Source organism: Rothia santali (genome assembly GCF_024199905.1).
Taxonomy (GTDB): Bacteria; Actinomycetota; Actinomycetes; order Actinomycetales; family Micrococcaceae; genus Rothia; species Rothia santali.
The window spans coordinates 23,321-44,932 of the sequence record NZ_JANAFB010000003.1 but is presented as its reverse complement, the minus strand read 5'-3'; the positions used below and the strand labels follow the sequence as shown (position 1 = coordinate 44,932).

Here is a 21,612-nt window from a genome sequence, read left to right as displayed (position 1 = left end):
ATGAGTGAGCTACAAACACCTTGGTCCTATACAGTACTGAAGACGATTTCCGATGTCCTTGCGGACACGTCGGACGGGTTGACGGGTCGCGAGATTGGCGATCTGCTCTTCCGCTTGCGCATGGAGGATCCGATCCCGACGACGACTAAGCGCGACCGGCTCGGCGAGACCTTCGTCGCTCGTCAGAATAACGACCAGAGCTCGAAGCGCATCGTCACGGCGATGGACCCAGTGCGGTACCGCAGTCAGCCGGAGCTCTTCGCTCTTCGCCAGGATCGTCTCAACGAGCACCTTGCGTTCGTCGGACTGCGGGTCAATGACGAGGGCAAGGTCGCCAAGGGCGCAGTCGCCCAGACCTTGGATGAAGCGGCTCGCATCGCCACGTCGATCCGCGATGAGCTCCACCGCCGCAAGTGCCATCCTGAGGTGCTGCGATACTGCTCCTTGGAGGTCCTGAAGAAGGCGCACTTCCATGCCTGCCTCGAGGCGAGCAAAAGCATCTTTGACCGTCTTCGGAGCCTGACCGGTGCGTCGGGCGATGGGGCCGTGCTCGCCGACGACGCCTTGGCGCTCGGCAAGTCCGGGGTCCCGATGCTCGCGATCAACTCGCTGCGGACGCAGACGGAGAAGGACGAGCAGACCGGGCTCGCGAATCTCGTGAAGGGCCTGAACGGCCTCTACCGGAACCCGACGGCGCACGACCCAAGACTGAACCGCACGATCAACGACGACGAGCTGCTCGAAGTGCTGACGATAGTCTCCATGGTCCATCGGAGATTCGATGGCGCGTCGGCGTCCAACGGAGGATCGTCGTGAACGATGACGACGAGCACGAGGTCGAACCTGAAGACGAGGACGCCTCCCGCGCCGAGGAAGGAGCGTCGGAGCTGGAAGAGTCGTCCGAGGGCGACCAGAAGGATCGAAGCGTCGGCTTCCGTATGCCAACGGGGTTCTCGCGGTCGCTACTGCCGAACATGGACGATCTCGTTGCCAGCGTCCTCGCGCCCCTGCAGGCGCAGGTCCGCTCATCAATGCCCGACTACAGCGCCATCGCCCGCGAGGCCTTCGCGCCGATGAACGAACGGCTCCGGGAGCAGATGGCGTCGATCGTCGCCAGTGTCCCCACTTTCTCGATGCCGCCGCTCGACCTGCCCGCGTTGAAGGGACCGGTCCTCGATCCCGCGACCCAAGAGACGCTCAAGCGGATCTCGGAGCAGCAGGCGCAGGCCATGGAAGGCCTGCAAAGGTCTCTCGGGCCGTTCTTTGCCCCCGAAGCACTCCGCGGTTTCAACCGCGCTCTGCTGCCGCCCAATCTCAAAGATCATGCGGATGAGATCAGGGCCAGCCAGGTTCACGCGTTCGTCGAGCAGGAGGGAATCCCGCTCTACCTCGTGCCACGGGGCCGGACGGCTCTTCGATTCCTGCGAGCGAAGGACCGGGCAGGGCGACGACGAGTGCTTTGCGACTGCTACGACTCGCTCATCGAGGATTGTGCCGCGGTGCTGGAGCGGGCGGACCACGAGGTGGTCAGTGACGAGCTGAGCTTCGCGCTCGATGGCCTCGGCGCGATGCGCGCCGGCCACGCCCGCTCCGCCCAGGCCATGTTCACCGTCACGCTGGACACGCTGATCTACCGCTTCTACCCCGACCGGAAGGCCCGCGGGGTCATCACGAATCGCAAGAGGGGAGCTGACGTCCCCGACGAGATCGACGAGATGGGCGTCCGCGAAGCGTTCGTATGGCTGCCTATCTGGAATGCGCACGAGGAGTTCTGGAAGCACAAGGGTGACCAGGTGCCTCACTACTACTCCCGCCATGCCAGCGTCCATGGCGTCTCCTCGCGTCAGTTCAGCAAGCGGAATTGCATTCAGGTGCTCATGCTCGTCACGAGCCTCATCGGCTACGCCGACAGGGTGGCCTGCGAATCCGGTTGACTCTCAGGCCTCCGATCCATTGAAGTAGTCGTCGTCCCAGAACTCCTGCACGACCTATGTTCGGCCGAACGACCTGCGCTCGAACAGAGTATGGGCGTCTGCAACCAGGCCGGAGGCGTTGTCCAAGAGCGCCTTCCAGAACGCGTGTGCAGTGCTGGGATCCATCATCACCATTTAATTCTCGCCCATGCGTCCGTCCCACGGGGTCCTGCACAGGCAGAGCAATCGATCGTCAACTATTACAAGAGCTTGAACGAAAGCATTCCGGCACTGAAAAACATCATCGGTTAGGCTTGGACAATGACCTCCGCACTCGTTCGCGCCGCCGTGTACCTCCGCATCTCGCTCGACCGCAACATGGACGGCCTCGCCATCGACCGGCAGCGCGACGCATGCCTACGGATCGCGAAGGACCGGGGATGGGCCGTGGTCGAGGAGTACGTCGACCAGTCGAAGTCCGCGACCGACAAGGCCAAGAAGCGGCCCGACTACGACCGGATGGTGGCAGACTTCGCGGCGGGACGCTTCGACGCCATCATCTGCTGGGATCTCGACCGCCTGACGCGGCAGCCTCGCCAGCTCGAGGACTGGATCGATGCCGCCGAGGACCGCGGGCTCCAGCTCGTCACCGCGAACGGCGAGGCCGATCTGACCACCGACGGTGGGCGCATGTATGCCCGCATCAAGGCGGCTGTCGCCCGCGGCGAAGTGGACCGGAAGTCTTTCCGGCAGTCCGCTGGCCAGTTGCAGCGCGCCGAGCAGGGCCGTGCCCCCAAGGGCACGCGTCCGCTCGGTTACACAAGCAGGGGAGAGGTCATCGATCACGAGGCCGCTGCCGTGCGCGAGCTGTACAGGCTCTTTGCCATCACCAACGGCCCTTCCATCGCAGCCCTGGCGGCCGGCCTGTCCGGCGCGGTGGGCGCTCACGTCCCTAACTCGATCCCGTCTCTGCCCAAGCACACCCGCACGCTCATGATCGAGCGCAACGAGCGCCGGCAGGAAGAGGGTCTTGAACCGAAGCCTGTGCCGGAGGACGGGCCCTGGGCATCGAGCACCGTGCTGGGGATCCTCCGCAACCCGCGCTACGCCGGGTACTCGGTGTACACCGACAAGAAGGAGCGGACCGACAGGAACAAGCGCCGCAGCTGGTACTCGCAGATCCTCCGCGACGTCGACGGCCGTCCCGTCATGGGTCAGTGGGAGGCGCTCGTCGACGAGATGACCTGGTACGCAGTCCAGGAGCGCCTGAACGACCAGACCCGGGTGACCAACCGCACCGGTTCGACGGCGCGGAAGCACCTCGGGTCGAGCCTGTACCTCTGCGGGATCTGTGACCAGCCGATTCGAGCACATTCCCACGCTTACCGCTGCCCGGGTCACCTGGTCCGCTCCCGGGCGAACGTGGACGACTGGGTCCTGCGGATCATCCGCGCGCGCCTGGCGCGGCCAGATGTCCGGGATGCGCTGTCCGCGAGGGACGAGCCGCGCCTCAAGGCGCTGCAGGACGAGGTCGGCGTCCACGAGGGCAGGATCATGCGCGCGCAGAATGACTACGACGAGGAGATCATTGAGGGGCGAGACCTCAAGCGCATCCGGGACCGGGAGAGCGCGTACATCGAGGCTCTGAATAAGGAACGTCGGGCACTCACGGCGACGACCGACCTCGGCGGCGTCCTCGATGCAGTGGATCTAGTAAAGGCGTTCGATGATGCAGACCTCGCGATCAAGCGCCGGGTCATCGACTTCTTCTGCGAGGTCAGGCTCTACCCGGCACCGCGCGGACGGAAAGTTTTCGATCCTGAGACGGTTAAGGTCACGCCTAAGGGTCTGAAGGCCGAGAACTGAGCGAGGAACCTGTGTTCGGGACTTCTTGGGATGGACGATGTGGATGCCTAGTGGGCTGAAGCCGCTCTGGCTTGTCGGTGCACAGCCGTCGCATCGCAGCGATCGAGGCCGTAGCGGACAAGCGGTGATTGAGTGGCGTTGCGGGGCGTGAACTTGCGATCGCCCCGCAGCTACGTCTTGGACACGGATCAAAATGTCGTCTTGCTAATGCATTGCCCGTGTAAATTTCTTGATACAACACTATCGTGACGAGTAGGAACAGTTGAGCATGGCCGAGCCGGCGGAGTCGTCCAGGAAGACGACGGCGCGGATTGTATGGGACACAGCGGACAAATACCTGCGCAACATCGTCCACGAGGAAGACTACGGCAACTACATCCTTCCGTTCGCGGTCCTCCGTCGCCTGGAGTGTATGTTGGCCGACAGGAACGACGACGTCATCAAGTACGTCAACTCCTTCGCCGGAATGTCTCAGCATCTCATCGACATCGCCGTCAAGGACCGGTTTGGCCTGGGTTTCTATAACACCTCGCCGCTCGACCTCCCGACCATCGCGTTGTTCGATGACAACGTGGACAAGTCCCTCAAGAGCCACATTGACGGCTTCTCGAACAACATCTCCGACATCTGGGTTTCGTTTGACTTCAACCGACGCGCGAAGGTCTTCGCCGACGCCAACCGCCTGCACCCCATCGTCAAGCATCTCTCCACGCTCGACCTCAGCCCGGCCAGCCTTAATGACACCAACATGGGCGACGTGTTCGAGGGTGTCATGTACCGGGCCTTCAACAAAAAGGGCGAGGCCACGGGTAACTTCTACACTCCGCGAGACGCGATCCGGCTGATGGTCAACGTGCCCATCAGCAACGACGACGATACGTTCGCCTCCGACCACGCCGCGTGCTCGGTCTACGACTCGACGGCCGGCTCCGGCGGCATGCAGCTGATCGCGCAAGAGACGCGGAAGCGCACCAGCGAGCAGGTCGACGTCACCTTCTACGGGCAAGAACTCATGCCATCCCCGTTCGCCCTTGGGAAGGCGGACTTGCTGATACAGGGCAGCCGTTCCGACGCGATCAAGAAGGGCAACAGTCTCGTCGATGACCTCTACGACGGGCAGGCCTTCGACCATGTGTTTTCGAACCTTATGTTCGAGGTCGACTGGGAGGTCGAGAAGGGGTCGTTGCGGGATGCAGACCCACTCGAAGCGCCGCCCGGCGGAGCAGTCACAAGTAGGAGATTAGAGGTACAAAACTGCAACTGCGAATCATGGGAGCACCTTTCATGTCTGTAACGATCCACGAACTCCTCGATGATCTGCGCAAGGCGTCGCTCGACGAGCGGGACAAAGGCGATCGGTTCGAGCGGCTGATCAAGGCATACTTGTCGAACGAGCCGGAGTGGGTGGCGCGGTTCGAGAACGTATGGCTCTGGAAGGAGTGGCCGGGCCGCGGCAACCGCCCCGACACCGGGATCGACCTGGTCGCCGAGCGTCGCGAGGGAGAGGGACTCGCGGCGATCCAGTGCAAGTTCTACGCCGAGGGCCACAAGGTCGCGAAGTCCGATATAGACTCCTTCATCTCCGCCTCCGCCAAGGCCGAGTGGACCGAGCGCTACGTCTTCGATACCGCTGCTGGGTGGACCGGCAACGCCGAGGAGACCCTTGGGGAGGTCGCGCAGCGCATCGACATCGCGTTCCTCGACGACGCTCGGGTCGACTGGTCCCAGTACTCGTGGTCCAAGCCGGATCAAGTTGAGCTCGCCACCGTGCACCAGCCGCGCCGGCACCAGAAGGCGGCTATCGACGCGGCCACCGCGGGACTCGCTGAGCACGACCGCGGAAAGATGATCATGGCGTGCGGCACCGGCAAGACGTTCACGGCGCTGAGGCTCGCCGAGCGGCAGGTCGGCGAAGGCGGCACGGTGCTGTTCCTGGTGCCGTCGATCCAACTGCTGTCGCAGTCGCTGCGCGAGTGGATGGCCCAGTCCGAGGTGGACATCAGGCCGTTCGCGGTGTGCTCAGACGTGCGGGTCGGTCGCAAGGCCGACGACTCAGGCGACTTGTCCACGATCGACCTGACCGAACCGGCGACTACTGACGCCGATACGCTGGTGGCACGGATGGCGGTCGGCAAGCGCGCCCAGGCCCGGATGACCGTGGTGTTCTCCACGTACCAGTCCATAGACGTCATCTCGGAGGCCCAAGCGAAGGGACTCGACGAGTTTGATCTAATTATCTGCGACGAGGCGCATCGTACCACCGGCGTTACCCTCGCCAGCCAGCCGGAATCGCATTTCGTCAAGGTCCACGACGACGGTTTCATCACCGCCGCGAAGCGGGTGTACATGACTGCCACGCCGCGCGTCTTCGACGACGCGGTGACGAAGAAGGCGATCGAGAACGACGCGATGCTGGCCGACATGGCCGACGAGGACACCTATGGCCCGGAGCTGTACCGGCTCGGCTTCGGGGAGGCGGTCGAGCAGAACCTGCTCACCGACTACAAGGTGATCGTGCTCACAGTCGATGAGGCCTACGTAGCCGAGCACTTCCAGCAGACCATGGCTCAGGACGGCGAGATTCAGCTCGATGACGCCGCGAAGCTGCTGGGCTGCTGGCAGGGGCTGGCGAAGAACTACCGCCGTGATGAAGAGAGCGACAGCGCAGACGATATGCCGATGCGCCGGGCAGTGGCGTTCGCGAAGGACATCAGGGCCTCCCGTACGGCGTCCCGCGCGTTCCCGGCGCTGATCGAACGGGCGCTGGAGGACGAGTCCCGACATGTTTCCAACGACCTTCGCGTCGAGGCCGTGCATGTCGACGGGACAATGGGCATTCACGAGCGCAACGAGCACCTCGACTGGCTCAAGAGCGATGCCGGGGCTGAGGTCTGCCGTGTGCTCACCAACGCTCGGTGCCTCTCTGAGGGCATCGACGTACCAGCACTGGATGCAGTCATGTTCTTGACTCCGCGGGGGTCCCAGGTCGACGTTGTGCAGTCGGTGGGCCGGGTGATGCGCAAGGACCCGTCCGGGGTGAAGAAGCTTGGTTACATCATCCTGCCGGTCGTCATTCCCTCAGGAATGAGGCCGTCGGAGGCGCTGAACGACAACAAGCGCTACAAGGTTGTCTGGCAGGTCCTGCAGGCACTACGGTCGCACGACGACCGGTTCCACGCCATGGTCAACCAGATCGACCTGAACAAGAAGAAGAACACCAAGATCGACATCGTCGACGTCACGCCGCCGCCCCGCGGGGACGAAGAGGGAAACGACACCGGCTCGCAGGGTCCGGACTACGTGCAGCTTCCGCTGGATTACGGGTTCGACGGCTTCCGGGACGCGATGTACGCGCGCATCGTGAAGAAGGTCGGCGAGCGGACCTACTGGGAGGACTGGGCATCGGACATCGCCGACATTGCTCAAGCCCACATCACGCGCATCACTGGGCTGTTGCAGGAGTCCGAGGTGGCGAAGGCGCGGTTTGACACGTTCCTCCAGGGGTTGCGCGGTAACCTCAACGAGTCGATCACCAAGGACCAGGCGATCGAGATGCTCGCGCAGCACCTGATCACCCGCCCCGTCTTCGAGGCGCTATTTGCAGACTACGACTTCGCAGCGAACAACCCGGTCGCGCAGACGATGGAGTCAATGCTCGCCGTGCTCGATGAGTATGCCCTTGACTCCGAGAACGCAACCCTCGAGGGTTTCTACGACTCCGTCCGTCGACGAGTCGCCGGGGTCGACAACGCCGAGGGACGCCAGAAGATCCTCGTCGAGCTGTACAACAACTTCTTCGCTAAGGCGTTCAAGAAGACCGTCGACAAGCTTGGCATTGTCTATACGCCGGTCGAGATCGTCGATTTCATCCTGCGGTCGGCCAATGATGTTCTGCGTCAAGAGTTCGGGCAGTCGCTGACCGACGAGGGCGTGCATATCCTCGACGGGTTCACCGGCACCGGCACCTTCATCGTCCGGCTCCTGCAGCTCGGGCTGATCGAACCGCACGACCTCGCACGCAAGTACGCCGAGGAGATCCACGCCAACGAGATCCTATTGCTGGCGTACTACATCGCCGCGATCAACATCGAGACCACCTACGCGGACCTGGCTGACGAGCCGGCACCGTTCCCAGGTCTCGTGCTCACCGACACATTTCAGTCGTACGAGGACGGAGATCGCCAGGATCTTGATATCTTCCCCGAGAATAACGAGCGGATCGTGCGCCAGAGAGGGCTCCCGATCACGGTGATCGTTGCCAATCCGCCGTACTCGCACAAACAAGGAAGCGGAAACGACGATAACGCAAATGAGTCCTATCCGCACCTGGATAGCAAGATCCGGAGCACCTACGCGGAACGGTCGACCGCCACCAACAAGAACGCGCTCTATGACAGCTACATCCGTGCGTTCAGATGGGCGAGTGAGCGACTTGCTGATCGTGGTTTGATCGCATTCGTGTCCAGCAATGGCTGGCTTGACGGAAACACGGCAGACGGCATGCGACTCTGCCTTGCTGAGGAGTTCAGTGCGGTTCACATCTTTAATCTCCGGGGTGATCAGCGCGCGTCTGACTGGCGGTCTGAAGGCGGCAAGGTTTTCGGGGAAGGGAGCCAATCAGGCATTGCGATCACTGTGCTCGTGAAGGGGGGTGATCGGTCCGGCGAGGCCAGGATTAACTACGAACAGATGGCCGACGGGCTCACTCAAGAGCAGAAGCTAGAGCAGGTCCGGCAGATCGGTTCCATCCTCTCCTCCCCGGGCCGCTTGATCCGACCGAACGAGCACGGTGATTGGATCAACCACCGTTCAAACGAGTTCAGTACGTATCTCGCGGTCGCGGCTGGACCTGAATCAGGGGTATTTTCGACCATTGTTAATGGACTCGGAACGAGTCGTGATGCGTGGGTGTACGCATCCGGCACGGACGCATTGAGGCAGTCGATGCGTCTTGCGTGCGAAACGTATGCAGCCGCGCTCGTAGGCCCCGTAAGCAAGGACAGGAAGAAGATCAAGTGGTCATCGTCGCTTGAAAGCGCCTTCAAACGACGCCGGCAGCTTCCGTTCAACGACTCAAAACCTCTCGTTGCGATGTACCGGCCATTTGAGATGCAGCGTCTCTACCCAGACCACGCCTGGCTCCACCGGCCGCGAACGCTTCGCGAGTTTTTCCCGACTCCTTTGGCAACGAACCATTCGATCTATATCACTCCGGCGGCCACATCCAAGCCGTTCACTGCGCTCATGACGGCGGTGGTCCCCGACCTGAACCTCTACGGCTCGGAAGGCGGTCAGGCTCTTGCGCGATTCCGATACGAGTCCACTGAGGCGGAGGAAGGCGCTCTCGACTTCGGCAGGCCCGATGACGATGCGGAGGTTGTTGACGGCTACCGGAAGATCGACAACATCACTGACGACGCGCTGTCTCGGTTCCAGGCGGTGTACGGCGATGAGGCGGTGACGAAGGACGATATCTTCTTCTACGTCTACGGTTTGCTGCACTCACCGGAGTACCGAGAGGCGTACGCGGCCGACCTGAAAAAGATGCTCCCGCGGATCCCGTTCGCGGCCGACTTCCACGGCTTCGCAAACGCCGGCCGAGCGTTCTCCGGCCTTCACCTCGGGTACGAGTCCGTGGAGCCCTACCCGCTCGATGGCCTCGACGCCGCTCCTGCTGACGGCACGGATCCTTACGCGTTCTACACGGTGGGCAAGAAGATGAAGTTCGGGAGGCCTACTGCCGCGCAGAAGGCCGCAGGAGAGAAAGCTGACAGGACCGTCATCCAGTACAACGACCGGATCGTGCTTTCTGGCATCCCTGATGAGGCATACCGATACATGCTGGGCAGCCGGTCGGCTGTCGAGTGGATCATCGATCGGTACCATGTGAAGACCGACAATAAGTCCGGGTCCGGCATCGTCAACGATCCGAACGACTGGTCGCGCGAGGTCGGTGACCCGCGATACGTCCTGGATCTGCTCGCGCGGATCGTCACGGTGTCGGTCGAGACAATGAAGGTCGTCGATACCCTGCCTCCGCTCGACATCATCGAGACCGAGTGAACTTCGAGGAGCCGTTCGTCTCGGTCGTGCAGAGCGCCGTGACGCCGAGCGAGGCTGATGCCATAGTGGCGCGCGGCGTGACCCTCGATGCTGTCGCGGAGGTAGACGTACCGGTGGTCACGACGGAAGGTGAGGACTGGTGGTTGAGCGTAATCGGTGTTCGGCGTCCAGCTGAACGTTCGAAGTTCACTGCATTGTCGGCGTCCGAGCCCGGTTGACGGCTTGCTGGCCCCGACCCGCATGGCCCGCATCCGGCGGTGCTCCGGTGCCGTCACGCCGTGCGTCGCGCTCTCTCGCGGTTCATCGCCGAAGGCGTTCTCACGCGCGCCGAGGGGAACCAGTACGTGCCCCAGCCGGGTCACGTTCCAGTCGCCTACCCGGGCGGGAGCTCGCGTGTGCCTATGCTCGTTCGGTCGCCCTTGATCGATATTAGCGGCGGCAGCCACTCACCATTCATGCCTGCCCGCCGGCCGGTCGTGACACCAGCGAGATCCTCTTGCCCAACGAGGAGCTCTTGGCGGGCCTTGACGAACTCCTCGGAATCCGTGGCATCGCGATCGTCCGCGAGAGCCGGCGAGCCCTGCGGAGCGGTCTCTACCTGGCCTCATCGAGCCTGTTAGCGGCAGCGTCCGAAGCAGCGTGGTTTAGTCTCGCGCGCGCCGTCCCGGGCCCGACGACGTCGCTGACGAAGAAGGCGGAGGATGGCCTGCGACGTCGCCGAGGGCACCCGTCTCACCGAGCAGAAGCTCCGTGAGCTCAAGCCGTCCCCGGGGAGCGCGACGATAAAGGAGATCGTCACGCAGGCGCACATGTTCCGCGAGGTTAGGAACTATGCGCTCCATGTCATTGAAACGCACGACGGCGACCGCGAGACCGGGTTTGCCGAGACCGACGCGACGCTGCTGGCAATCGCGGCCCGCCGGTACTTCGTGAAGCTGGCCGACCTGCGAGACCAACTCTCGTCCTTCCCTACTCGGTGAACGTCCCTGCTAGATCCACGCAGAGCCGGTTGCCGAACTTGTAGTTTAGTAATCTGCGACGGTGCATCTGGTGGACGGCGACGCCAGGTGCGACACCGATCTCGCGGGCCTTGTCAGCGATCTCTCGGTCGTAGGACAGGCCGCGGAACTGTGTGATGCCGGCGTCGCCGAAGAGCAGATCCATGGCGAACTTGTTCGCACCCTTCTCGGCTGCGGAGTTTCGCTTTTTCTCCGTGCGGTACTCCACGTGCATCTCGCCGCGGGGGTCGTTGAGGACGTGGCCAATTTCGTGGAAGAGGGTCCAAATGACGAAACCGTCCTTGCCCCAGCGGCCGGTCTGCTGGATCACCGGCACTTTCTTGTCGATCCAGCGCGTCATGCCGAGCAGCGGGAGCTTCTTGGGCGGCTCCACGACCATGAAGACAACGCCGGCGTCGGCGAGGATGTTCGCGATGTCGCGCAGCATCGTCGTGTCGGGCGTTGCGGCGCGGGCACGGAGTTTGGGCAGAGCAGCGCGGAGCCGCTCGGGGTCGTAGTCGTAGCCGCGGCCGCGCTCGAAGGGCTCTTCCAACTCGGCAGCACGCAGCCAGGTTGTGAGCAGGGTCTGGTCGAGAGCCGTGCCGGAGTCCTTCAGAGCGGCAAGCGCGTAGTCGCCGCTGGAAGCTTCTTCGTGGAGGTGGACGTAGGCCTCCCAAGTCCCGCACCGGTGGAACGCGAGGAAGTCGGACACGAGCTTGCCGGGGCTGCGCCTGGTTGCCTTGGTTGCGCCGATGTCGCGCAGGTAGGTGACAGCCGATGGCGCGATCTCCCCCGCGTGATCGGCCAAGACCTCTTCGTCGGCGATGCGGGCGAGGTCCGCGCGGTAGAGCGCCTCGTACTTCAGCCATGTTCTGGCGGGGATTCCGACGACACGCTCGAGGCGCATGGCGGTATCGCTCGTGATCGGGGCGCGCCCGTTGACGATCTCATTGACCTGCTTGCGGCTGCTTCCGAGGAGTTCGGCAACGCGCTGCTGGGACAGGCCGTGATCGTCAATCCACTCCTCCAGGTACTCCCCGGGAGCGACGGCGTAGTTGGTGGCGGTCATGGTCCCTCCTTCCTCAGTGGTAGTCCTCGATGACAACGACGGTCACGTCGACTGCGTTTAGCGCGTTGGGCATCGGCTCCACGAGGAGCCGCCAGTTGCCGCTGAGCTCGCCGGCCCATGTCCCGGCGCGCTTGCCTTTGAGGTCATGCCATGCACCTCCAGGGTCGTCGTCCGGCAGGTCTCCGAGTGTGTCTGAATTTTCGAGCGCCTTGATCCGCAGTCGAAGCTTCTTCTTGAGATCCGGCCGCTTCTTCTGTATCTCGCGCTCGTCGGTGCACAGTTTCGCGAGCTTCTTGTCCTTGTAGTCTACGCGCAATCAGTGTCACCGATCTCGTTACAGTATAACGCTGTCATCACAGAAATTATGCCCGAGGATGAGCCAAAGTCGCTGACCAGACACACGTACGCCTGGGTGGTTGCGTGCTGACCAGCGCCTCACCGAGGCTGCTTCAGATGATCGGCGTAGGCTTCTGCGCCGTCTTCGGGTGCCGGGCACACACCGGCGCGACCAGTTCCGTCAAGGGGACGCCGAGGGCGTGGGCGATGCCGTGCAGCGTGGAGATCCTCGCGGCAACACGCCCGGCCTCGATCTGGATGATCGACTTCCGATGCACCTCAGAAGCCTCAGCGAGCCGGTCGATCGACATCCCCCGCTCCCGCCGTAGGCGTGCGATCTCGACCCCTAAGGCGCGCAGATCGGGTACGGGAGCAGGCATGCCTCCACACTCGTGGAGTAACCTTCTTTGCACAGTAACTTAAAAGCGCCTATTCGTTTAGGGTCGAGAGAGGACGCCGACTCGCTCTCACCGGACGATCCCAAGAGCCGGAAGCGTGATCGAACAACCGATGCAGACAGGAGCACCCTTGACCACGGAACTGACCCAGCCCCCGACCACCGCACGCTCCCGGATCCTCGCACCCACCGCGGCTCTGGCCGGGATCGCCCTGTTGCTTTCCGGTTGCGGTGACGGAGGCGGCGACGAAACCGCTCCGGCCAGCGAGCAGGACAGCCAGGCCACTGAGCAGACCCCAACGGAGAGTGTCTACCAGTTCGATCAGGCCCGCGTGGATGACGACGATGACCAGGAACCGTTCGTCGCAAGTGAGGGCGAGGTCGTGGTGCAGCTTTCCGATGAGCTCAAGGCAACGATCCCCGAGGATGGCAGCGTAGCCATCGATCACTACACTCTTAGCGCGAAGGCCTTCGAGACCGGAATCTGCCGCCTCGACGTCGACATCGCCTATACCGACGGGGGCGAGGATGCCCTTTCAGCGCCGCGGAGGCACCAGGACGAGACCCCGCAGGCAAATCTGCACGAGGCGATAACAGATGTCGAGATCGAAGAAGATGAAGTCGTTGATGAAGTGCCAAGTGACGCTGAGCTCGAAAATGGCATGGACTACATGACCAAAGATTTCTCGCACGCCACGTTCGTTGACGAATGCAGTGAAAACGCTGAGGACGACATCACCAGCTTGGGCTTCCCGTACTCACAGAAGCCTTCGAAAATGAACAGCGCCGACTCCGATATCATCCGAAATTTCGCCAATGTCGACATCGCCGTCGTCGCCGGCACCCAAGGCGGACAGGACGGGGCGTCGATCATCGTCACCGGCGACACCGCCGCCGAGCTAAGTGTGACCGGTGAGTGGGCCCCGCCGGAATACTGATCCTGCTCAACGCAGTCGAAAGGAGTCATCATGACGTCATGCGCCGTTCTTATCTCGGGAGGCGAGGGGGAGGAGCCCCTGGGGGTCGTACTGGATCTCACCGACGCCGAACTCGACGATCTGGCCCGGGACTGGGATTAGATGGGATATCGCGTTCGCAAAAGGACAAGTTGCTATGCCCGCTATCCAGGATGAACCCAACATCGGCATCGAGGCCACGCTCTTGGAAGGTCACTCGGACCCCTACGGCGTCCTGCGGTGCCTCGATGCGAGCATCATGTCCTACGACGACGCCGGGTCCGCCGAGATCGGCAATCTCACCGGATGGCTCGGGCGTGGCGTCGGATCCCTCGATCCCGAGGAGGTGTGGGACGCCGCCGACAGCATCAGTGCGCACGCCGAGGCCCTGGGTGCTGCCGCCCGGCAGATTCTCGCAGCGAGCGATCGTCTCGACGATGTGCTGCTGGTCGATCGGATCACTCTGGAAGAGCGGTACCGCGGCCAGAAGTTGATGGGAAGGATCCTCGACGAGCTGGCCCATGTCTTGCAGCTGCACGAGGACACCTTGCTCGTCCTCACCCTGCCCGAACCTCTCAGTCTCGACGGGGGCGGTCGTCTGGACGATGGTCCTGAGCGAAACGCGGGCTTGGACAAGCTCCAGACCGCCTGCCGTCGGGCCGGCATGGAGCCGTGGAACGATGGTCCTGTGTGGTGGCGTTCGGACACCGTAAAGCAGACCGGCCCGCTGGGGTAGTGACCGACGGGTCACGATTACTGCCGACGGGCCTCGCTCCGCGTGGCCAGGGCAAGCGGCGGTCCATGATCCCATGCCGCGGAATCTTGTCCGTATGTTGGAGGCGCGCGGGGGAGAGCGTGACCATGGGGGAACAGTTAGAGCGTTGATGGTCGAACGAGAGCACGACTCCAAGGCGGAGCGCATCTACGCGGTCTCCGACATCCATGGCTACCCCGACGCGTTACGGGCAGCCCTCGACCTCGTCGACCTCGAAGGCGACCCCGGTGCGCGACTCGTCCTGCTCGGCGACTACGTCGACCGCGGGCCGGCCAGCGCCGAGGTGCTCGAGATCGTCCGGCGGCTTCAGCTGGAATTCCCCGAGAGAGTGACGGCCTTGCTCGGCAACCACGAGGAGTGGCTCCTCGAGTGGCTGGACGGCGACGACGAGGACCTCGGCTGGATCATGTCGGACGCGGACCTGGTCACCGTGAAGTCCTTCCTCGGCCCGCCCGAGCAGGCGCGGGCCTTCGGGGACGAAGATCCAGGCAGCGACGCCTCCGCCCTCGACGGGCCCACGACGAACGGCAACCTCAAAAGGGCCGTGCGGGGGAAGCACGCCGCGTTGATCTCCTGGTTGCGCGGCCTGCCTCGCCTCTACGAGACGCCCGAGCAGATCTACGTCCACGCCGGGGTCGACGAAGAGGCAGGAGACCTCTGGCGCGCGGCGACGCCCGATCACGTGCTGACGGAGAAGTACCCGCCAACCTTCGGCCCCTTCGTCAAGACGGTGGTCGCCGGCCACGTCCGCACGTCCGAGATGCACGCCGACGGCTCTCACGGGGTGTTCCACGATGGCCAGAGCCACTACTACATCGACGGTGACGTCGAGAGCACGGGCCAGGTGAACGTGTTGCGCTACGCCGTCGCCGACGGAAGATACGCGTCCTTCGCGTGCGGTTCGGGTGAGGAAAAGCCGGGATGAACACGAAAGCGCTCGGGGGCACTGGTCAAAGCGTGGATCATACAGGCCCGTGCCTGGGCCGCTGGTAGGAGAGGAAGCACATGGTCAGTTCCAAGGCGTGCTAGCCCTGCGCCTTGAGGGTGACCGTAACCTCGCGCAGCATCCGGCGGTCCTGCATCGTCCCGTCGGGATCCTCGATCAGCTGCTCCAGCAAGTGCAGGCCAATCGACTTCCTACCCCCGTCGCCGTTCGATGCGGCCAGGCGGATGGCTGAGTGCACGCGGTCCCACCAGGCGGACCGCTTGGCCGCCCGTCGGGTCCGAGCAGCGCCGGGCCGCCCCATCGCCCAGACGATGCCGACGGAAAGGAAGACGGCAACGAGGCTCACCTGCTCCAGCCGCATGCGCCGTCCAGCGCCGGTGCCAGACGCCTCGAAGATCCAGCCATCCACCGTGCCCCAAATGAGCAGGCCCAGCATCAGCGCGAGCAGCCCGGCATTCAGAACGACCAGCGGACGCAGCACGAGCGATGGCAGGTTCCACCTGGTCGAAACGTTCCTCGATTTGTTCACTGGCAGCCGCCTTTCACAATGTCCCCCATACCAGTATGTGTCGGCGAAAATCAATTTTAAAGACCCGCAGGCCAGATTATTCGAAATGAGCCTACGATCCGCCGCTCCTGCAACGATCCTCGTCATGCCGGTCGATGACAACGCGCCGTCTGGCACTCTTCCTGGCGCAAGCGTCGTGAGATACATTCGCGCACCGCGTCGCCAAGCCGCCACTACTGTCATCGGCTGGCCCAAGCGCATCAAGTGCTTGCTCGTGGCCCTTAGACCGCCTGAGCGCACGCGCCATCGTTGATGCTTGAAACCGTCATCGCGGTCCTCTCCGCCGATGCGGCGGTCGTGGTACATCGGCGAAGGCGGCGGCCGGGAGAATGATCTGATAGACGGTCGACCGCTGATGGTGAGTATCGCTTGGTGGCGTCTCTTCCGCAGAAGCCAGAACCAAGGCATTGTTCATGTATTGAGAAAGCGCCCGCGGGGCGGTATCCCGCCTGCTGGTACCCCTGCGCCGAAGGCACATGGGGCATGCCGCCCAGGCGGAACGGCAAAATGCTGTGATCTGGCTGCCTAGAGATTGATGGGCCGCTTCCACGGTGACGGGCGGAATTCTTGCTGACGCTGCTGAGTAGCACACGGGTTCGAGGTCGGTCGGAGATCTCAGCACAGCCCTCCCGCGATTTCATAGGTGTTCCGCCGGCATTATGCGTTCTGGGTGTCTAATGCATCATGTACGGATAAATCAAATGCGACATAATCGCATTGTCTTGGATGCGCCGCCATCGAGTGATGGCATCACCCTGCCAGCACGCGATGGAGACACTTTTCGCAAGAGGATGCACGCTCACCAGTCACATAGTCCGCATCGCACGGCGGCGAACGGGGTACTTAGGTGGGCAATTTAGGCGAGCACTACTACTTGAGTCTCACTCCATGAGTACCTCCGGAGGCGGCCAATACACCGCAAAGATTGAGAGCGCAGTAATAAAACTCACTACGATCAAATTTTAATATCACGTAACGTCCATGCCGCGGTTCGGCGGCTCTCGGTCTTTGACGGGTGGCGCGGGGATATGGTTGTGTTTATCTTGTCAACCATTCGCATAATTGAAGAATATGAGGCGTAATCTATGCTTAAGTCCTCTGTGGGCCGGACTGCAATCATCATCGGTCTTGCCGGCATTACCTCTTTCGGGGCGTTGGCCCCGGCTAGTGCATTTGAAACCTCGTCGGGGGCGTCTTCTGCGTCGAACGAAGCCGTCGACGAGTCGGCGGTGGACAAGTTGGGGGAAAATGTCAAGGTAGCGGCCGAAAGTGGCGAGGAGGGTGCCCGTGAATCCTATGAGGCGTATTTGAACCTTTCTGAGGAACAGAGGGGCAAACTCAACGAAATCATCAACGGAGAGGGTGTCATTGCGGCCGCCCAGGACCCGAATAGTGGTGTAACGGTGGATCACATCGACTGCGGTGTTGAAGGTGCAGGGGCGGAAGGTGGCGCGTCGGCTCCAGGGCTCGCTGTTCAAGCCGCGGCCGCCACCTACAACGTGACCTCCAGGTGCGATCAGGATTTCAACTTCGCCGGGATCAATATCACCAAGATTCGCCTGTCGGGGGACTATCAGACCGGTTCGGGTCGTGTCTTGGCAACCTACTCCGCCACGCCTCAGGTCGTGGTGTCCCGGGAGCCCGGCGCTAATATCTCTTTCAGTAATACGACTCACCGCCTCGGAGGTGGACAGGGGTACTTCCAAACCACGGTTACCGTGGAGCGGTCCCTGTTCGGTTGGAATCACAGCACGAGGAGTGCTAACCTCCAGTTAGTCACAAACGGCCCGGGGGTTGTGTCCTGCGGATGGCGATAGGATCTGATCAAAATGAGTCCAATTGAACCGACTTTTGGTCAGGCGATTTTAGGATTTGGACCACTGGTTCTTCTTTTCCTCGCATCTTTCTTTATAGTGATATACCTGCTGCGAAAATTTCTTGTTCGTCCGTCGACGAAAAACAAGCAGTACGCGCATCAGGGCGACAGTGAATCTAATTCACTGAAAGATTGATGCGCCGCGACGATCCGTCGTGGAATCGGGTGGATGTCCTTGATTCCACGGCGGGTCGTTGCACTGAGTGGGAAATAGCGGGCGGTAAAGATCCGTTCTAAAGTGTGCGTGTCGACTAGGGCGGCAGTCCGTGTGTCCTTCTCTTTGTTTTTGTCAACCAGACTTTGTCTTACCTCCGAACCTGCGCTGGAGCATGTCTCAGCGCCAGGATTCTCCACTTACCTCTCCGGTCCCGTCAAGTGCACCGGAGCGTTCGATGAGACGGCCCACCGGCTCCGCCCTCAGTCGCTCCAGTGCGCCCTGCAGGCCCGGGTTGTGCACGCGCAGCCGGTGCTCCAGCCTGCGCCGCAGCTGCTCGTCGATGCGCCGGGGCGGCTCATCACCGAGCAGCCGGTCGTCCATGACCGGCACCGGGTTCTTGAAGACCAGGACCGGGCGCAGCATGCCGTCCGTGACGGCCCCGACCCCGATCCAGAACGACCACGGGGCGGGGGCCAGCAGGCAGGCCAGGGACCCGTCGTCCTCCCAGCTCCAGGGGACCGGCTCCTGGCCGCCGCCGAGCCACCGGCCGTAGGCCGCGGCGTCGCCGGGGGAGAGGCAGGCCGGGACGAGGTCGCTCATCGGACTATTCGCCCCGCCGGGCTTGGCTGCCGCTGATCTCGCCTGGTCATCATGACGGGTCGCTCCAGCCATCCGCCGACATCCGTTCCACGCCGAGATCGGATAGCAGCCTGCACGTTCCCTTCATCGCACGGACGGCCTGTAAAGGGTACGGGCCGACATGCGTCTCGTAGACGTCCGGCGGTCTCGGCCACTCGCCACGGGCACGGTGCCGGGCAAGGGAACGCCGGCACGGTCCGTCTCTTCGTCATATCTGGGCAACCGGCTCGCTGCAGGGCAAGGTTTCGTATCTCGGTCATCATCACGCGGACAACTCCTGACTCTCCCTCACGCGCCACGGCGCGAACTCTGCGCGCACCTGCTCATTTTTTTGAAAGGCTCTTCGTGCCCCGGCATCCGGGGAAAGCACTGCAGCCGTAGAAGTCCCCTTTCGGTCCCTTGCGCACGAGCATCCGATTGACTCCGCAGGTCGGGCACATCACTGGATTGTCGATCTCTCCGCGCACGTTCTCCAGGGACACCTGCTTCCGGTCGATCAATTCCAGCAGGAACGGGGACTCCCGGCGGGCCACGGTCAGCATCAGCACCGCGCGGCGGGCGCGAGTCAGCGCGACGTAGAACAACCGGCGCTCCTCGGCGCTGGGGTAGTCCTCGCCCCGCGGCATCGCCAGCTCCAGCAACGGGTCGTCCTGGATGGTGCTGGGGAACCCGCCCTTGTTCAGGTCGGCGATGACGACGTAGTCGGCCTCCTTGCCCTTGGCGGAGTGGACGGTGCTGAGCTCGATCTCGAGATGCTCCCAGCCGTGGGCCTTCTCGGCCTCGAAGTCCTCGAGTGTCTTGCGGTAACGGCCCAGGATCAGCACCGTGGCCCCGCCTTGGCCCCGCTGGGCCTGGGAGCGGTCGAGCTCGTCCAGGTATGAGTGCACCAGCGGACCGTAGCCGCTTTTCGCCTCCACCGCGACGGCTCTAAGCGTCGGGGGCTCCTCCGGCCGGTCTGAGACGACCGTCTTGGCGATCTGGTCCGGGTTCTTCGACACGAAGGAGCTGGCGACGTCGCAGATCGACTGCGGGGAGCGGAAGGTGCGCCGCAGCCAGACGGTGGGGCCTTCGCCGAACCACTGGTCGAAGCCGGTTATCACGGACAGGTCCGCGCCGGCGAACCGGTTCACCGACTGCCAGTCGTCGCCGACGGCGTAGAGGTAGGTGTGCGGCCTGGACACCAGAGCCTGGACCAGGCGCGCTCTCGCGCTGCTGCTGTCCTGCATCTCGTCGACCATGACGACCTCGAACGGGCTCTGCCAGCGACCGGCCTCGATGAGGTCGCTGGCCTGGTTGAGCATGTCCTCGAAGTCGATCAGTCCCTCGCGCTGCAGTCCGTCCTGCCATTGCTGGGCGATGCGGCCGTGGATGCGCAGGAACAGGCGGGCGCGCAGGGGGAGTCCGGACGTGGTCCGGGCCCGGGCGTCCAGTACCGAGCTCTCGAGCCGGTTGCTCTTGGCGTGGACCATGAAGGTCCGGACCAGATTGATCAGGTCGCGGTCCTCCATAGGTTCCTCGCCGACGCTCTTCCGGTAGGGGTTCTCGTCCAAGACGATCCCGCGGGTGCTCAGCCCGTGGGCCAGCTCTTCGAAGGCCGATCCGTCGCGGACGCCGGCGGAGGTGGTCTCCAACAGCGTCGTGCCGCGGCCTCGATGGATCTGACGTTTCCACGCCATGCCCTCGGCATAACCGCGGAACGACGCCGGGGGCCGCCCGTCCGAACCGATGGCCCAGTGCTCGTGGTAGGCGTCGATGTCCGGGTAGTAGAAGTCCGGGCGGTACTGGCCGTGCTGGGCATCGGCGGTGTCGTAGGCGTAGGGGCGCTCGTACTGGTACGCGACGCCGTGGTAGAACAGCCAGTCAGCGATCATCCGCTCCTCCTGGCTCCTGACCACCTCGCCGTTGAGCGTCCGGAAGCCGGACCGCTTGGCCTCGTGGTCCCAGTCCTCGGGGATCTCGTCCGCCCCGAGCTCCGGGAGGTCGCGGCCGAAGACGAGGCGGAACAGGTCCCAGTCCCGGCGGAAGCCGCCGTTGTGCTCGCGCAGCTCGTCCACGATGCGCTCCACCCGCTTCAGGCCGCTGTCCTTCGTGATGTCATCGGCGACCGACGGCTTGCGTCCGGTCGCCTCGCCGATCACGCGCATCCCGAAGGAGTGGAAGGTGTGCGAGGAGACCCCCTCGCCCTGTCCGCCCAGGCGGCCGACCAGGCGTTCTGCCAGTTCCTCGGCGGCCTTCTTGTTGAAGGCCAGCATGAGGATCCCGCCCGGGGGAGCCAACTCGCGGCGCAGCGTGTAGGCCGCCCGGGCGACCATCGTGGAGGTCTTGCCGGACCCCGCGGAGGCGATCACCCGGACCCGGTTGTCGAAGCAGATGACTGATTCGATCTGCTCCTCGGTCAGCGGGGACTTCTCGATCGTGTCGAAGAACTCGGCCAGCCGGTTGCGCTCGGCGGCCAGGAATGCCTGGTTGCGCCTGGCGGTGCTCGCTTCGAGGTCCTCGTGCTGCCAGGCGAGGAGCGCCGCGTGCACTTCCTGCGGCTGCTGTCGGAGGAACTCCGCCAGATGGGTCTCGCGGTAGACGTCCAGGAACGACGGGTCGGGATCCGGCCGGTCTTGTTGCCAGCCTCGGAGCACCTCGCGCGGCAGCCAGCGCTCGGCCATCTCGAGCCGGTCTGCCTGCACTCGGGTCCACCAGGCCGAGATCAGGGCGCTGCTGGCGTTGAAGCGCTCGACGATGCCTTTCAGCCGGTCGTACTCGTCCAGCGAGGCCTGCAGTCCCTGCTCCAGCGACCGCCGGGCCGGGCCGCTGAGCCCGTTCAGACGGATCGGCCCGGAAACGATGGGCAACACCACGGCGTACCAGAACAGGCGCTTGTCGGTGCTCCGGTCGCGCACGACGAACGCGTGGTGCCGCTGGGCCTCCGCGCCCCGGTCGATCTCGACGTAGGGCCCGTCGACGCGCAGGGCCCAGCCGTCGGCCGCGCCGAACAACCGCGCCCAGCGCGAGGGACGCCATTCTCTCACTTCTCGCTCCTGATGATCATCGGTGGATAC

General features: G+C 63.4%; 18 protein-coding genes. 12 read left to right on the top strand and 6 right to left on the bottom strand.

Annotated elements, in window-relative coordinates; translation table 11 throughout:
• The 7 genes from NBM05_RS01960 (at position 1) to NBM05_RS01925 (ending at position 10,822) form a co-directional block, all read left to right on the top strand.
• Positions 1 to 816: a TIGR02391 family protein gene (locus NBM05_RS01960; protein ID WP_254164753.1), complete on the top strand. Its 816-nt coding sequence runs from the start codon at positions 1 to 3 to the stop codon at positions 814 to 816.
• Positions 813 to 1,934 carry a hypothetical protein gene (locus tag NBM05_RS01955; RefSeq protein WP_254164752.1) on the top strand — a complete coding sequence of 374 codons (1,122 nt, stop codon included), beginning with the start codon at positions 813 to 815 and terminating at the stop codon, positions 1,932 to 1,934. The genes NBM05_RS01960 and NBM05_RS01955 overlap by 4 nt, the downstream gene beginning before the upstream one ends.
• Before the next feature lie 300 nt (positions 1,935 to 2,234).
• Positions 2,235 to 3,779, top strand: coding sequence for a recombinase family protein (locus tag NBM05_RS01945; RefSeq protein ID WP_254164751.1), 1,545 nt, complete (start codon positions 2,235 to 2,237; stop codon positions 3,777 to 3,779).
• A gap of 268 nt (positions 3,780 to 4,047) precedes the next feature.
• Entirely contained in the window at positions 4,048 to 5,073 is a 1,026-nt protein-coding gene (locus NBM05_RS01940; RefSeq protein ID WP_254164750.1) for a class I SAM-dependent DNA methyltransferase, read from the top strand.
• Positions 5,064 to 9,842 carry a DEAD/DEAH box helicase gene (locus NBM05_RS01935; protein ID WP_254164748.1) on the top strand — a complete coding sequence of 1,593 codons (4,779 nt, stop codon included), beginning with the start codon at positions 5,064 to 5,066 and terminating at the stop codon, positions 9,840 to 9,842. The genes NBM05_RS01940 and NBM05_RS01935 overlap by 10 nt, the downstream gene beginning before the upstream one ends.
• Positions 9,839 to 10,060, top strand: a complete 222-nt coding sequence (locus tag NBM05_RS01930; RefSeq protein ID WP_254164746.1) for a hypothetical protein — start codon at positions 9,839 to 9,841, stop codon at positions 10,058 to 10,060. The genes NBM05_RS01935 and NBM05_RS01930 overlap by 4 nt, the downstream gene beginning before the upstream one ends.
• A gap of 483 nt (positions 10,061 to 10,543) precedes the next feature.
• Positions 10,544 to 10,822, top strand: coding sequence for a hypothetical protein (locus tag NBM05_RS01925; protein WP_254164744.1), 279 nt, complete (start codon positions 10,544 to 10,546; stop codon positions 10,820 to 10,822).
• Here NBM05_RS01925 and NBM05_RS01920 read toward each other — a convergent pair.
• From NBM05_RS01920 to NBM05_RS01910, 3 genes are all read right to left on the bottom strand, one after another.
• Complete coding sequence (locus NBM05_RS01920; protein WP_254164742.1) at positions 10,812 to 11,909, bottom strand: HigA family addiction module antitoxin; 1,098 nt, start codon at positions 11,907 to 11,909, stop codon at positions 10,812 to 10,814. The genes NBM05_RS01925 and NBM05_RS01920 overlap by 11 nt on opposite strands.
• A gap of 13 nt (positions 11,910 to 11,922) precedes the next feature.
• Positions 11,923 to 12,225, bottom strand: a complete 303-nt coding sequence (locus NBM05_RS01915) for a type II toxin-antitoxin system RelE/ParE family toxin (RefSeq protein WP_254164740.1) — start codon at positions 12,223 to 12,225, stop codon at positions 11,923 to 11,925.
• 133 nt (positions 12,226 to 12,358) lie between these two features.
• The gene (locus NBM05_RS01910) at positions 12,359 to 12,625 is read right to left on the bottom strand and encodes a helix-turn-helix domain-containing protein (RefSeq protein ID WP_254164738.1); all 267 of its coding nucleotides are present in this window, start codon (positions 12,623 to 12,625) and stop codon (positions 12,359 to 12,361) included.
• A 148-nt stretch (positions 12,626 to 12,773) separates the two neighbouring features.
• On the opposite strand from NBM05_RS01910, the gene NBM05_RS01905 reads away from it, so the two are divergent.
• From NBM05_RS01905 to NBM05_RS01895, 3 genes are all read left to right on the top strand, one after another.
• Positions 12,774 to 13,580: a hypothetical protein gene (locus tag NBM05_RS01905; RefSeq protein WP_254164736.1), complete on the top strand. Its 807-nt coding sequence runs from the start codon at positions 12,774 to 12,776 to the stop codon at positions 13,578 to 13,580.
• Positions 13,581 to 13,755: 175 nt separating this feature from the next.
• Positions 13,756 to 14,334: a hypothetical protein gene (locus NBM05_RS01900; RefSeq protein WP_254164734.1), complete on the top strand. Its 579-nt coding sequence runs from the start codon at positions 13,756 to 13,758 to the stop codon at positions 14,332 to 14,334.
• Positions 14,335 to 14,482: 148 nt separating this feature from the next.
• Positions 14,483 to 15,298 carry a metallophosphoesterase gene (locus NBM05_RS01895; protein WP_254164732.1) on the top strand — a complete coding sequence of 272 codons (816 nt, stop codon included), beginning with the start codon at positions 14,483 to 14,485 and terminating at the stop codon, positions 15,296 to 15,298.
• Between the two features lie 100 nt (positions 15,299 to 15,398).
• On the opposite strand, the gene NBM05_RS01890 is transcribed toward NBM05_RS01895, so the two are convergent.
• Positions 15,399 to 15,848, bottom strand: a complete 450-nt coding sequence (locus NBM05_RS01890) for a hypothetical protein (RefSeq protein WP_254164730.1) — start codon at positions 15,846 to 15,848, stop codon at positions 15,399 to 15,401.
• Between the two features lie 1,124 nt (positions 15,849 to 16,972).
• Between NBM05_RS01890 and NBM05_RS01885 the strand changes: the two genes are divergently transcribed.
• Together NBM05_RS01885 and NBM05_RS01880 are read left to right on the top strand one after the other, a co-directional pair.
• Positions 16,973 to 17,704: a hypothetical protein gene (locus tag NBM05_RS01885; protein WP_254164728.1), complete on the top strand. Its 732-nt coding sequence runs from the start codon at positions 16,973 to 16,975 to the stop codon at positions 17,702 to 17,704.
• A 12-nt stretch (positions 17,705 to 17,716) separates the two neighbouring features.
• Positions 17,717 to 17,899: a hypothetical protein gene (locus NBM05_RS01880; RefSeq protein WP_254164726.1), complete on the top strand. Its 183-nt coding sequence runs from the start codon at positions 17,717 to 17,719 to the stop codon at positions 17,897 to 17,899.
• 198 nt (positions 17,900 to 18,097) lie between these two features.
• Here the strand turns inward: NBM05_RS01880 and NBM05_RS01875 are convergent, their stop codons facing one another.
• Positions 18,098 to 18,520 carry a hypothetical protein gene (locus tag NBM05_RS01875; protein ID WP_254164724.1) on the bottom strand — a complete coding sequence of 141 codons (423 nt, stop codon included), beginning with the start codon at positions 18,518 to 18,520 and terminating at the stop codon, positions 18,098 to 18,100.
• A 362-nt stretch (positions 18,521 to 18,882) separates the two neighbouring features.
• Positions 18,883 to 21,582, bottom strand: coding sequence for a UvrD-helicase domain-containing protein (locus NBM05_RS01870; RefSeq protein ID WP_254164722.1), 2,700 nt, complete (start codon positions 21,580 to 21,582; stop codon positions 18,883 to 18,885).
• Positions 21,583 to 21,612: the final 30 nt, after the last annotated feature.

Excerpts from the sequence above, each read along its gene's own strand:
- NBM05_RS01960 (WP_254164753.1), top strand. The coding sequence starts at position 1 with ATGAGTGAGCTACAAACACCTTGGTCCTATACAGTACTGAAGACGATT.
- NBM05_RS01945 (WP_254164751.1), top strand. The coding sequence starts at position 2,235 with ATGACCTCCGCACTCGTTCGCGCCGCCGTGTACCTCCGCATCTCGCTC.
- NBM05_RS01940 (WP_254164750.1), top strand. The coding sequence starts at position 4,048 with ATGGCCGAGCCGGCGGAGTCGTCCAGGAAGACGACGGCGCGGATTGTA.
- NBM05_RS01935 (WP_254164748.1), top strand. The coding sequence starts at position 5,064 with ATGTCTGTAACGATCCACGAACTCCTCGATGATCTGCGCAAGGCGTCG.
- NBM05_RS01925 (WP_254164744.1), top strand. The coding sequence starts at position 10,544 with ATGGCCTGCGACGTCGCCGAGGGCACCCGTCTCACCGAGCAGAAGCTC.
- NBM05_RS01920 (WP_254164742.1), bottom strand. The coding sequence starts at position 11,909 with ATGACCGCCACCAACTACGCCGTCGCTCCCGGGGAGTACCTGGAGGAG.
- NBM05_RS01910 (WP_254164738.1), bottom strand. The coding sequence starts at position 12,625 with ATGCCTGCTCCCGTACCCGATCTGCGCGCCTTAGGGGTCGAGATCGCA.
- NBM05_RS01900 (WP_254164734.1), top strand. The coding sequence starts at position 13,756 with ATGCCCGCTATCCAGGATGAACCCAACATCGGCATCGAGGCCACGCTC.
- NBM05_RS01895 (WP_254164732.1), top strand. The coding sequence starts at position 14,483 with ATGGTCGAACGAGAGCACGACTCCAAGGCGGAGCGCATCTACGCGGTC.
- NBM05_RS01885 (WP_254164728.1), top strand. The coding sequence starts at position 16,973 with ATGCTTAAGTCCTCTGTGGGCCGGACTGCAATCATCATCGGTCTTGCC.
- NBM05_RS01880 (WP_254164726.1), top strand. The coding sequence starts at position 17,717 with ATGAGTCCAATTGAACCGACTTTTGGTCAGGCGATTTTAGGATTTGGA.
- NBM05_RS01875 (WP_254164724.1), bottom strand. The coding sequence starts at position 18,520 with ATGAGCGACCTCGTCCCGGCCTGCCTCTCCCCCGGCGACGCCGCGGCC.